The organism is Clostridium phoceensis, from assembly GCF_001244495.1.
Lineage (GTDB): Bacteria > Bacillota > Clostridia > Oscillospirales > Oscillospiraceae > Lawsonibacter > Lawsonibacter asaccharolyticus.
The window spans coordinates 1830883-1843144 of the sequence record NZ_LN866274.1 but is presented as its reverse complement, the minus strand read 5'-3'; the positions used below and the strand labels follow the sequence as shown (position 1 = coordinate 1843144).

Genomic DNA, 12262 nt, shown 5'->3' with positions numbered 1-12262 from the left:
CCGGCTGGCCGGCGGCGCTTGGGGGCCCGGCAAGAGGCCGGGGCCGGCCCCTCTGGTCCAGCACATCCTCCGCGTCCTGGCCCCCCCCCACGCCCTGGCGGGCCGGCGGGTCCTGGTCACCGCCGGTCCCACCCAGGAGTCCCTGGACCCGGTGCGCTACCTCACCAACCACTCCACCGGAAAAATGGGTTACGCCATCGCCAGGATGGCCATGCTCCGGGGGGCGGAGGTCACCCTGATCTCTGGTCCCACCGCCCTGGAGCCCCCTCCCTTCGTCACAGTGGTCCCTGTAATCTCCGCGGAGGACATGTTCCAGGCGGTGTCCCGCACCTGCCAGCAGGCCGACTTTATCTTTAAGGCCGCCGCCGTGGCGGACTACACCCCGGCCCAGTACAGCGGGGACAAGATGAAAAAGAAGGACGGGGAGCTGTCCATCCCTCTGTCCCGCACCCATGACATCCTCTCCTATCTGGGGGAGCACCGCCGCCCTGGCCAGTTCATCTGCGGCTTCTCCATGGAGACCCGGGACATGGTAGAGAACAGCCGGGCCAAGCTGGAGAAAAAAAAGGTGGACATGATCTGCGCCAACAACCTGAAGGTGGCAGGGGCCGGCTTCGGGGTGGATACCAACGTGCTCACCCTCATCACCGCGGACGGTGCGGAGGAACTGCCCCTCATGTCCAAGGAGGAGGCCGCCGGCACCATCCTGGACCGGGCCCTGGCCATGGCCGGCTGCTGAGCCGGACCGCTGCAAGTCCCATTTTCTCCCCATACGTGCAAAGGAGGAGCCGCCCACAGGAATGGGCGGCTCCTCCTCTTCTGTTCTGATCTGCGGCCGCTCCCGGTCCTTCCACCTTCCTTACATCAGGTCCCGCGTCTCCGCCCCCCGCAGGCTGAGCAGGGCGCACAGGAGCGAGATGCCGGTCAGCACCGCGGGAAATACTGCGCTGTCCGCCATGGTAAAGCTCCCAATGTTGGCCTGGGTCAGCAAAACCAGCAGGAAGGAGGTCACAATGGCAGCTCTGGCCGAGTGCAGGGCCAGCCCCGCAAACAAGGCGATAAAGCCCTCTGTGACCGTCACGGCAGAGCGCAGGAACAGCTGCCCATAGAAGACTCTCCGGGTCATGTCAAAGTCCAGAGGGAAGGCGGAGGGGAGAAACCGGCTCCCTGCCAGCACACAGCCGTAGAGCAACAGCTTCGCCGCCGCCAGGGCGCCGAAGCAGAAGATCCACACCGCCAGCATCTGGGCCGCCAGCAGCTTCTGCCGCCGGACGGGGTAGGAGAACACAAGAGACATGGTCCCGTTTTGATAGGCTCCCACGATGAAAACAGAGAGCATCACCCCGGTGAACACCAAAAAACACATACTGGTCAGCAGTTCGATGGGGGACGAGATTCCTCCATGCCCCGGCGCCGCGTCAGGCACACCGGTCTCCGGGTCGTTGGCGATCCCCAGGAAAGCCATGGCAAAAATCAGCAGGCCAAGCGCCGCCCCAAGGAGAGCCGCCCATCTCACCCAGTTCCCGATCCGGTTTTTCCGCCATTCCAGTTCGATCAGCTTTCCCATGTGCTGCCCTCCTCCGATGTCAGCTTCAAAAAGTGCTCCTCCAGCGTCTCCGATCTTCTTCCGATCTCCTCCACCGCCACATGGTGCCGGGCCAGGACGCCAGCCACCTCCTGGGGGGACGCCTGCCGGTCATAGATCCGGATGATGCCGCCCTTCATGACCCGGAAGCTGCCCAAGTGCATCACGTCACTGAGCAGGACACTGGCCCTCCCCGGGTCGTCCACGGTCAGATGGAGATAAGAGGTGCCCCTTCCCTCCAGCTCACGGAGAGAGATCTCCTCCCGCATCCTCCCCCGGTGGATGATCCCCACGGTGTCCGCCATGGCCTCCATCTCTCCGAGGATGTGGCTGGAGACCATCACGGTCATCTCATATTCTTCTCTCATCCGCTTCAGCAGATCCCGCACCTGCTTGATGCCCGCCGGGTCCAGGCCGTTGGTGGGCTCGTCCAGGATCAGCAGCTCAGGCCTGCACAGCAGGGCCCGGGCGATCCCCAGCCTCTGCTTCATACCCAGGGAGTAGCTCCCCACCGGCCGGTCTGCAGCGTCGTCCAGCTCCAGCTGCTCCAGCGCCTCTTCCACGCCCTTGGGACGGCTGTACCCCATATAGTCACAGTGGATCTGAAGATTCTCCCGGCCTGTCATGTGGGGATAGAAGGTGGGAAATTCGATGATGCTGCCCATCCGCTTCAGCACCCCGTAGGAGGTGGGCGTGAGGGGCTCTCCGAACAGCAGCACGCGGCCCCCGGTGGGCTTCCACAGGTTGGTCACCAGCTTCATCACTGTGGTCTTTCCCGCCCCGTTAGGGCCCAGGAATCCGTAGATCTCTCCCTTCCTTACATGGAGGTCCACGTCCCGGACCAACTCTTTTTCTCCAATGATCTTGGTCAGGCGGTCCGTTTGCAGAATATACGGCATGTGTCTTCTGCCTCCTTTCACCTTCCCATTGTAGTCCCAGGACTTTTCAGAAAATTTGCGCAATTCTTACGAATCTCTTTCGTCTTGCCATTTGGGCAGTCTGACCGTAAAGACAGTGCGGAGTCCGGGGACACTCTCCAGGTCAATGTCTCCTCCCATTCGCCGGGCCAGCTCTCTGGCGATGGACAGCCCCAGTCCGCTCCCCTCTCCGCTGCTTCGGCTGTCTTCCAAGGTGACCAGGCGCTGGAACACCTGCTCCCCCGCTCCGGGTGCGACTCCCTTTCCGCGATCCGCCACCTCCAGGAACAGGGCGTCCTCCCCTTCTCTCAGGGACACGCCCAGATATCCGCCGTCGCCGCCGTAGCGCACCGCGTTGGAGATCAGGTTGTTCAGGATGCGGCGCAGCGCCTCCCGATCACAGCACCCCCACACCGCTCCCTCCGGGATCTCTGCTTCCACGCGGATCTCCTGGCGGGTCAGGATCTGGTAGAAGTCCAGCACAGTCTCCCGACAGACCTCACCTACGTCTACCCTGGACCGCTCCAGCTCCATATCCCCTGCCTCCAGCTTGGCTAAGGTGAAAAAACGATCCATCAGCTCCATGACCTCCCCCGCCCGGGCTTCCACCTTTTCCAGCAGCTCCTCCCGGCACTCCTTCCGCAGCCGCATGATCTCCAGGTACCCCAGCACCACCGTCATGGGGGTTCGGATATCGTGGGAGATGTTGGCGAGCATACGCCGGACTGCCTGCTCCGTCCGGCGGTACTCCGCCCGCCTTCTCTGCCGTTCCTCCAGCAGCCGGTTGATCTGGGCGATCAAACCGGTCAGAGCCTGGTCCTGGGTGAAGACCATGACCTGCTCCCCGCTCTCCCCGTCCAGTACCCTGCCCAGGACGGCGGTCATCTCCTCCAGACTTTGTCGCATCTGCGCCTGGAGAACGATCCGCTGATAGAGGACTGCCCCGCTCAGCGCCGCCACAGCGGCACACAGCAGGGCGGTCAGCACTGTATCGTCCATCATTTCTCCCCCAATTTGTAGCCGATGCCCCACACTGTCGCCACATACCTCGGGTCCCGTGGGTCGTCCTCGATCTTGCCGCGCAGCCTGCTGATGTGGACGCTGACCGCGTTCTCGTCTCCGCAGTAGGCATCGTTCCACACCTGGGTGTAGAGCTGGGCCTTGGTGTACACACGTTTAGGATTCGCCATCAGCAGCTTCAGGATGTCAAATTCCTTGGCGGTCAGCTCGATCCGCTCCCCCGCCTTGGTCACTGTCCGCTCCTTCCCATCCAGGCGCAGCGCTCCGGCTGTAAGGACCATGCTCTTCTCCGGCGGCTCCGCATACTGGGTCACCCGCCGGATATTGGCCCTGACCCGGGCCAGCACCTCCGCTACGGAGAATGGCTTTGTGATATAGTCATCTGCCCCCATACCCAGCCCCAAGGTCTTGTCCGCCTCCGTGTCCCGGGCAGACAGGATGATGATAGGCACCACGCTCTTCTTTCGGATGTGTTCCATCACGTCCATCCCGCTGACCTGAGGGATCATCAGATCCAGCAGCACCAGACCGATCCCGCCCTCGTCGAACAGCCGGCATGCATCCCGCCCGTTGGACGCACAGACCACTTCATAGGCCTCCGTCCGCAGATAGTCCCCCAGCATCTCCTGAATCTCCCTGTCATCCTCTACCAACAGCAGCTTCATTCTCGCACCTCCGCTCCACTCGGACAGTATCTCTATTGTATCCCGGTCCGGGCCAGAAATCAAGGAACGACCGGTACGTCCGGCCTTTTCTTATCGGAATGGGTACAGATCAGAAGTAGGGCAAAGCCGGATGGATCTCAGGGCTGCCGGGCTCTTTCGAGAAAAAGAAAAATCCCTGCCAAAGGCAGGGATTTTTCCAAAAGGAGCTTGAATTACTCCTCGATGGCAATGACAACGCCGGAACCCACGGTGCGGCCGCCCTCACGGATGGCGAAACGCAGGCCCTTCTCGATGGCGATGGGGGTGATCAGCTCCACCTTCATGTCCACGTTGTCGCCGGGCATGCACATCTCAGTGCCCTCGGGCAGAGTGATGATGCCGGTCACGTCGGTGGTACGGAAGTAGAACTGAGGACGGTAGTTGTTGAAGAAGGGGGTATGACGGCCGCCCTCGTCCTTGGACAGGACGTACACCTGACCGGTGAACTTGGTGTGGGGATGGATGGAACCGGGCTTGGACAGAACCTGGCCGCGCTCGATGTCGGTCTTGGCGACGCCGCGCAGCAGGCAGCCCACGTTATCGCCGGCCTCGACGTAGTCCAGAGTCTTACGGAACATCTCCATAGAGGTGACGACGGTCTTCTTCTTCTCGTCGGTCAGACCAACGATCTCGACCTCCTCGCCGGCCTTCAGCTGGCCGCGCTCCACACGGCCGGTGGCGACGGTGCCGCGGCCGGAGATGGTGAACACGTCCTCGACGGGCATCAGGAAGGGCTGGTCGGCCTTACGGTCGGGGGTGGGGATATAGTCGTCGACAGCGTCCATCAGCTCCTTGATGCAGGCGAAGTCAGGATCGTCCACGCCGCCCTCACAGGTCAGAGCGTTCAGAGCAGAGCCCTTGATGATGGGGATCTCGTCGCCGGGGAACTCATAGCCGGACAGGGTCTCACGGACCTCCATCTCCACCAGCTCCAGCAGCTCCTCGTCGTCCACCTGATCGCACTTGTTCAGGAAGACCACGATGGCGGGCACGCCGACCTGACGGGCCAGCAGGATGTGCTCCTTGGTCTGAGCCATGGGGCCGTCGGTGGCGGCGATGACCAGGATGGCGCCGTCCATCTGAGCAGCGCCGGTGATCATGTTCTTGATATAGTCGGCGTGGCCCGGGCAGTCAACGTGAGCATAGTGACGCTTGTCGGTCTCATACTCCACGTGGGCGGTGTTGATGGTGATGCCGCGCTCGCGCTCCTCGGGAGCCTTGTCGATGCTGGAGTAGTCCTCATACTGAGCCTGGCCCTTCAGAGCCAGATACTTGGTGATGGCGGCGGTCAGGGTGGTCTTGCCGTGGTCAACGTGGCCGATGGTGCCGATGTTGACATGGGGCTTGGTGCGCTCGAACTTCTGCTTAGCCATTGGAATTTCCTCCTTATATCATTTCATTCAAATGATGTTTTGACTGCGATATGATGGATATCGCAAACATTGTATCGTATTACTGGGAAAAATGCAACTGAAATTTCCCGTAATTCCTGTGAAAATCAGCCCTCGCTGCGTCCGCGCTCGGCGATGATCTTGTCCGCGATGCTCTTGGGGATCTCCACATAGCTGTGGGGCTCCATGGAGTACTGGCCGCGGCCCTGGGTGGAAGAACGCAGGTCAGTGGCGTAGCCGAACATGTTGGCCAGAGGCACCAGGGCGTCGATCTGCTGGGCGCCGGGCCGGGCCTCCATGCCCAGGATCTGGCCGCGGCGGCTGTTCAGGTCGCCCATGACGTCGCCCATATACTCCTCGGGGACGATGACGGAGACCTTCATGATGGGCTCCAGCAGCACGGCGTTGGCCTTGCGGCAGGCCTCCTTGAAGGCCATGGAGCCGGCGATCTTAAAGGCCATCTCAGAGGAGTCCACCTCGTGGAAGGAGCCGTCGTACAGGGTGACCTTCACGTCCACCACGGGGTAACCGGCCAGCACGCCGGCCTGCATGGCTCCCTGGATACCGGCATCGACCGCCGGGATATACTCCTTGGGAATGGCGCCGCCCACGATGGCGTTGACAAACTCATAGCCCTTGCCGGACTCGTTGGGCTCCACACGGATCTTGACATGACCGTACTGGCCCTTACCGCCGGACTGACGGGCGTACTTGGTGTCCTGCTCCACCTGCTTCTTGATGGTCTCCTTGTAGGCGACCTGAGGCGCGCCCACGTTGGCCTCCACCTTGAACTCGCGCAGCAGGCGGTCTACGATGATCTCCAGGTGCAGCTCGCCCATGCCGGCAATGATGGTCTGACCGGTCTCCTCGTCGGTGTAGGTCTTGAAGGTGGGGTCCTCCTCCGCCAGCTTCACCAGCGCCAGGCCCATCTTCTCCTGGCCGGCCTTGGTCTTGGGCTCAATGGCCACGCGGATGACGGGCTCGGGGAACTCCATGGACTCCAGGATGATGGGGTGCTTGTCGTCGCAGAGGGTGTCGCCGGTGGTGGAGTTCTTCAGGCCCACCACGGCGGCAATGTCGCCGGAGTAGACGCACTCGATGTCCTCCCGGTGATTGGCGTGCATCTGGAGGATGCGGCCGATGCGCTCCTTCTGCTTCTTGGTGGAGTTGAGCACCGTGGTGCCGGTGTTCAGCACGCCGGAATACACACGGATGAAGGACAGACGGCCCACGAAGGGGTCGGTGGCGATCTTGAAGGCCAGAGCGGAGAAGGGGGCGTTGTCGTCAGCGGGACGCTCGTCCTCCTCCTCGGTGTCGGGGTTCACGCCCTTGATGGCGGGGATGTCCAGGGGGGAGGGCATAAAGTCCACGATGGCGTCAAGCAGCTTCTGCACGCCCTTGTTGCGGTAAGAGGTGCCGCAGGTCACGGGGACTACCAGGTTCTCGATGGTCCCCTTGCGCAGAGCGGCACGCAGCTTCTCCTGGGGGATGGGCTTCTCTTCCAGCGCCAGCTCCATGATCTCGTCGTCGATGTCGGCACAGGCGTCCACCAGCTTGGTGCGGTACTCCTGGGCCAGCTCCATCATGTCGGCGGGGATCTCCTCCACCCGCATGTCCTTGCCCATCTCATCATAGTAGATGTCGGCGTCCATCTCCACCAGGTCGATGATGCCCTTGAAGGTGTCCTCCTTGCCGATAGGCAGCTGGACAGGCACCGCATTGCACTTCAGGCGCTCGTGGATCATGTTGAGCACGTTGTAGAAATCGGCGCCCATGATGTCCATCTTATTGACGTAAATCATGCGGGGAACTTTATAGTTATCCGCCTGGCGCCAGACAGTCTCAGACTGAGGCTCTACGCCGCCCTTGGCGCACATGACGGTAACAGAGCCGTCCAGCACGCGCAGGGAGCGCTCCACCTCCACGGTGAAGTCCACGTGGCCCGGGGTGTCGATGATGTTCAGACGGGTCTGGGGGAACTGGTTCTTAGTCCCCTGCCAGTAGCAGGTGGTGGCGGCAGAGGTGATGGTGATGCCGCGCTCCTGCTCCTGAGCCATCCAGTCCATGGTGGCGGTGCCGTCATGGGTCTCACCGATCTTATAGTTGACGCCGGTGTAGTACAGGATGCGCTCGGTGGTGGTGGTCTTGCCGGCGTCGATGTGGGCCATGATGCCGATGTTTCTGGTATTCTCTAAGGTAACTTTCCTAGGCATACTGTTTCTCCTTATTACCAGCGGTAGTGAGCGAACGCCTTGTTGGACTCAGCCATCTTGTGGGTGTCCTCGCGCTTCTTGACGGCGTTGCCGAGACTGTTGGCGGCGTCCATGATCTCGCCGGCCAGGCGCTCCTTCATGGTCTTCTCACTGCGGGCCCGGGCATAGGTGGTCAGCCACCGCAACCCCAGGGTCTGACGGCGCTCGGGACGCACTTCGATAGGCACCTGGTAGGTGGCGCCGCCCACACGGCGGGCCTTGACCTCCAGGGAGGGCATGATGTTCTCGAGAGCCTGGGTATAGACCTCCATGGGGTCCTTATCGGTCTTCTCCTTGATGATATCAAAGGCGCCGTAGACCACCTTCTGGGCCACACCCTTCTTGCCATCCAGCATGATGCTGTTGGTAAGCTTGGTAACCAGGATGGAGTTATACAGCGGATCGGGCAGAACCTCCCGCTTGGGTACATTTCCTCTTCTGGGCACTTTGCTTCCCTCCTTCTTATAAAATTAGAAATCATAGGTACTCAAACTGCCTTGCAGTTTGTGTAATGCCTGTCCGAGGTCTGCCCATATTAAAAAATATAGGAAAACGCTCGGCAAGGCGGTTTGCCTTGCGCAGAACGCACAATGCAATTCAAGCCTCAAATCTCAGCAGATTTGAGCGGCGGGCGGGTGATATCCGCCCATACAGCAATTTTTTGCTCCGCAAAAAATTACTTCTTGCCGGCCTTGGGCCGCTTGGCGCCGTACTTGGAACGGGCCTGCATCCGGCCGTTGACGCCCTGGGTATCCAGAGAGCCGCGGATGATGTGGTAACGCACACCGGGCAGGTCCTTGACACGGCCGCCGCGGATCATGACCACGGAGTGCTCCTGCAGGTTGTGGCCGACACCGGGGATATAGGCAGTGACCTCGTATCCGTTGGTCAGCTTCACACGGGCGATCTTACGCAGCGCGGAGTTAGGCTTCTTGGGGGTGGAAGTACGCACCGCGGTGCAGACACCTCTCTTCTGGGGAGCGTGCAGGTCGGTCTGACGGCTCTTCAGAGTGTTCAGGCCATGCTGGAGGGCGGGGGAAGTGGACTTGTAGGTCACCTGCTCACGGCCCTTCCGGACCAGCTGATTAAAAGTAGGCATGTTTTTCCTCCTTTCTCGATTTCTGCCCACATTGGGGCGTAATATATATTTTAACAGAATCAGGAAGACCTTATTCTGTTAAAACCAAAAATATGGGGTCATACCGCCGCCACGATGGCGGCGCCCACGGAGATGCCGCAGGCCTCTCCCAACTGGCGCATGGTGTCCACCTGGATGAGGGGGACGCGCTGCCGCACCGCCTCCTGCACCAGCGGCTGGAGGAGCCTGGGGTCGGCGTCCTTGGCCATGTAGACCCTTTTTGCGCGTCCGTCCTTCAGGGCCCGCCGGGTCTGTTTGGCTCCCACGACCCTGGAACCTGCTTTCAGTTCTTCGAGCATTTCGGTGCCCCTCCTCTCCCCCGTCGCCGGGGGCGTTTCATCGGGTAAAAGGGCAGAATGCCCCTACCACCGCAATTTCGGATTATACCATGGTCTCCGCCCGCCGTCAAGAGCAAATTTTCTTCTGTTTTGATGCAAAACTCAAAACTCCATCTTATATCCCTGGGCCAAAGCTTCCCCTGGTCGTTCCTGTTCCCCGCGGGACCGGGAGCGGTGTGCATCTTGCCCGTCCCAGCCGCAGGATGGCCCAAAGGGCTCTGCCCGCCCAAAGCCTTCCCTTTTGGGGGAAGGTGCCGCGGCGTATGCCGCGACGGATGAGAGGCCTTCCTTCTCCCGTCCCAGTCGCAGCCATAGGAACTGTTAGAGATGTTCTGCCCTGCGGGTCTGGTCCCCTGCGCGGGGACGGGAAGGACACGCATCCCACAGGCCGCCCTGCGTCCTCCCTCCTTTATTTTTCCTCCCCAAGGAACTTTTTTCCCCTTCCGCCGTCTAACAGAGTAAAAGGCGTGAGAGTCCCCTGCCATCACAGTGCTGTCCCACACAAGCCCTATCAAAAAAGCAAGGAGGGATCTTATGAAACGCGTCTCCGCCCTGCTCCTCACCTGCACCCTGGGGCTGTCCGCTCTGTCGGGCTGCTCCGCCTCTGCCGCCCCGCAGCCTCTCTCTGCCCAGCCGGTGACGATCTCCGAAGAGGAGATGATGCGTTATGACCTGGAGACCCCCGCCGTCTGGTCCGCCCTGTCTGAATTTGGGCTGGACCTGTTGAAAACTGCCCGCCAGGAGGGGGAGGGAACGCTCCTATCCCCCCTTTCCGCGGCCCTGGCACTATCCATGGCCGCCAATGGTGCTGATGGGGAGACCTTGGACCAGTTCCGGGAGGTGCTGGGGGACGGTGCCAGCCTGGAGGCCCTCAACGTCTCCTGCTCTGCCCTCATGAAACTCTATGGAGGACTGGGGGGCTCCACGGAGTGCTCCATTGCCAACAGCCTGTGGACCGACCCGGAGGGCCGTATGCAAGAAGACTTTGTAGGCAGATGCTCCGGCATTTTCGACGCTCAGGTGTTCCAGGAGGACCTGTCCGCCCCAGTCATCGTCCCCGCCCTCAACAGCTGGGTGTCAGACCATACCGCAGGCATGATCCCCCAGATCATCCAGCGGCCCTTCGGGGAGGACGCCGCCGCCCTGATGGTCAATGCCCTCTACCTGAAGAACACCTGGGCGACCAAATTCGACCCCAGCGACACCGTTACACGGGACTTCACCCGGGCCAACGGAACTGCGGAGCCCCTGGACTTCCTCCAGCACTTCTCCCGCTCTCTGACCTATCTCCAAAGCGGCAGCGACGAAGGCGTCCTCCTCCCCTATGACGACGGGCGGCTGGCTTTCTTCGCCCTCATGCCCCGGCAGTCCTCCGGCGTCCCGGACTTTGATCGCTGGCTGTCCTCCCTCACCGGGGAGGGGCTGTCCGCCCTCCTCTCCGGCAGGGAGGAGACCTTCTTCCTCCGCCTGTCCCTGCCCAAATTTGAGCAGGAGTGGTCGGGAGAGCTGAAAGACGCCCTGGCCGCTCTTGGACTGACGGACGCCTTTGACCCGGACTTGGCCGACTTCTCCCTGCTGGGGGATGACCCCAGGGGATACTACCTCTCCCAGGTGATCCATGCCGCCAGGATCGAAGTCAATGAGGAGGGCACCGAGGCGGCGGCCGCCACAGTGGTTGCCGCGGCATCCGGCGCCGCCCCGCCCCAGGAGGGCGTCACCCTGATCTTCGACCGCCCCTTCCTCTATGGCATCGTGGACCTGCAGAACGGAGTGCCCCTGTTCCTGGGCACGTTTGAAGGCCTATGATCCGTCAGGGCCCTATGTCGAGATCACGGGGCGCGGCCTGATTCCAGGCCGCGCCCCTCAGCTTATGGAAAAAGCCTCCCAGAGTTCGCACACGCAGGCGCAAATCCAGTTCTGACCTGTTTTCCCCGGCGGCATGTACGCCGGGGAAAACACTTCTCAGGCTGCAGATGTGGGGTTTGTCCGCCGCAGGCGGTCAGGCCCTGCGTGCGGCAGGCTACTACTTTTTCGACAGCCTCTCTGCGTTACACCTCTCCCAGCAGGCGCTGGTAGTGCTTATAGAGGGCGGAAAAATGTCCCTCATACCCTCTGGACCAGGGCTTGTTCTTGCCGCAGAAGTGGAGGAACACCGTGTGGTCCATCACCCAGTCCATATCCTTCTCCCCGTGGCTGCCCAGCCAGTAGCGGTCATATCGCCGGGCGTCATAGTTCCACACACTGTCGTCCACACCCAGGATCCGGGTGCCGTACAGGCCGTTGAGGATGTCCTGGTCCGGCAGGATCAGCCGCTCCTCGTACTCCCTGGCGTAGGCGAAAATATCTGCCGGGCGCATCTCCTCCCGCATCTGGGGAAGGTTCATCAACAGCACACCGGAGTTGTAGTAGCTCTCCGCCTCATAGTTGGACAACCTGATCTTGTTTACATAGTCAGACATCCCGGTCAACCCGCTGTGGCTGGCCGCCGCCAGCAGGCTGTCTCCCAGCTGTGTCTCATACAGGGGCCGCACCGGTCGGATCACCAGGATATCCGGGTCCAGATAGAGCACCCTGTCCAGTTCCCGGGGCAGCAGCTCTGCCGCCAGAAGGCGGTAGTACATGGCCCGGGAGTAGTACCGCACCACCGGTGCGTCCGTGAACAGGCCGTCCGGGACCTCCAGCGGGTGCAACTGGCTGTGGTGGGCCCGGCACAGCTGGGAAAGCTCCTCCACCTGTGCCCCGGTCAGCCCCTCTTCGATCATATAGATATGAAATTCCTCCCCTGGATCATTGAGAAACAGGGAGCCCAGCAGCACCCGCAGCGGTCCCAGGTAATTCTGATCCAATGTCACCAGCAGATCCATACGTTCCTCCTCTTCCGCCGCCTCCCTGGCAGCGGGTACAGGACCGGCATCCG

12 protein-coding genes are annotated in these 12262 nt (G+C 61.5%); 2 read left to right on the top strand and 10 right to left on the bottom strand.

Features of this window, described 5'->3' with window-relative positions; genetic code table 11:
• Positions 1-739 (top strand): bifunctional phosphopantothenoylcysteine decarboxylase/phosphopantothenate--cysteine ligase CoaBC (gene coaBC / locus BN1969_RS09630; RefSeq protein ID WP_147577165.1); only part of this gene is annotated, 739 nt, incomplete at its 5' end.
• A gap of 120 nt (positions 740-859) precedes the next feature.
• Here coaBC and BN1969_RS09625 read toward each other — a convergent pair.
• The 9 genes from BN1969_RS09625 to BN1969_RS09585 all read right to left on the bottom strand — a co-directional run bounded on the left by BN1969_RS09625 (position 860) and on the right by BN1969_RS09585 (position 9306).
• Positions 860-1567 carry a hypothetical protein gene (locus BN1969_RS09625; RefSeq protein ID WP_050624109.1) on the bottom strand — a complete coding sequence of 236 codons (708 nt, stop codon included), beginning with the start codon at positions 1565-1567 and terminating at the stop codon, positions 860-862.
• The gene (locus BN1969_RS09620) at positions 1555-2484 is read right to left on the bottom strand and encodes an ABC transporter ATP-binding protein (RefSeq protein WP_050624108.1); all 930 of its coding nucleotides are present in this window, start codon (positions 2482-2484) and stop codon (positions 1555-1557) included. The genes BN1969_RS09625 and BN1969_RS09620 overlap by 13 nt, the downstream gene beginning before the upstream one ends.
• 66 nt (positions 2485-2550) lie before the next feature.
• Positions 2551-3501, bottom strand: coding sequence for a sensor histidine kinase (locus BN1969_RS09615; protein WP_050624107.1), 951 nt, complete (start codon positions 3499-3501; stop codon positions 2551-2553).
• Positions 3501-4187 (bottom strand): response regulator transcription factor, encoded by a 687-nt coding sequence (locus BN1969_RS09610; RefSeq protein WP_050624106.1) that lies wholly within the window; start codon positions 4185-4187, stop codon positions 3501-3503. Before BN1969_RS09610 ends, BN1969_RS09615 begins: the two co-directional genes overlap by 1 nt.
• A 212-nt stretch (positions 4188-4399) precedes the next feature.
• Positions 4400-5599, bottom strand: coding sequence for an elongation factor Tu (tuf, locus tag BN1969_RS09605; RefSeq protein WP_050624105.1), 1200 nt, complete (start codon positions 5597-5599; stop codon positions 4400-4402).
• A gap of 125 nt (positions 5600-5724) precedes the next feature.
• Positions 5725-7830: an elongation factor G gene (fusA, locus tag BN1969_RS09600; RefSeq protein ID WP_050624104.1), complete on the bottom strand. Its 2106-nt coding sequence runs from the start codon at positions 7828-7830 to the stop codon at positions 5725-5727.
• Positions 7831-7844: 14 nt separating this feature from the next.
• Positions 7845-8315, bottom strand: a complete 471-nt coding sequence (rpsG, locus tag BN1969_RS09595; RefSeq protein WP_050624103.1) for a 30S ribosomal protein S7 — start codon at positions 8313-8315, stop codon at positions 7845-7847.
• Positions 8316-8545: 230 nt separating this feature from the next.
• Positions 8546-8968 (bottom strand): 30S ribosomal protein S12, encoded by a 423-nt coding sequence (gene rpsL, locus BN1969_RS09590; protein ID WP_050624102.1) that lies wholly within the window; start codon positions 8966-8968, stop codon positions 8546-8548.
• A 98-nt stretch (positions 8969-9066) separates the two neighbouring features.
• Positions 9067-9306: a ribosomal L7Ae/L30e/S12e/Gadd45 family protein gene (locus BN1969_RS09585; protein ID WP_050624101.1), complete on the bottom strand. Its 240-nt coding sequence runs from the start codon at positions 9304-9306 to the stop codon at positions 9067-9069.
• Between the two features lie 573 nt (positions 9307-9879).
• Between BN1969_RS09585 and BN1969_RS09580 the strand changes: the two genes are divergently transcribed.
• A complete protein-coding gene (locus tag BN1969_RS09580) occupies positions 9880-11151 on the top strand; it encodes a serpin family protein (protein WP_050624100.1) in 1272 nt (423 codons plus the stop codon).
• A gap of 242 nt (positions 11152-11393) precedes the next feature.
• Here the strand turns inward: BN1969_RS09580 and BN1969_RS09575 are convergent, their stop codons facing one another.
• Positions 11394-12209, bottom strand: a complete 816-nt coding sequence (locus tag BN1969_RS09575) for a glycosyltransferase family 8 protein (RefSeq protein WP_050624099.1) — start codon at positions 12207-12209, stop codon at positions 11394-11396.
• Positions 12210-12262 lie beyond the last annotated feature (53 nt).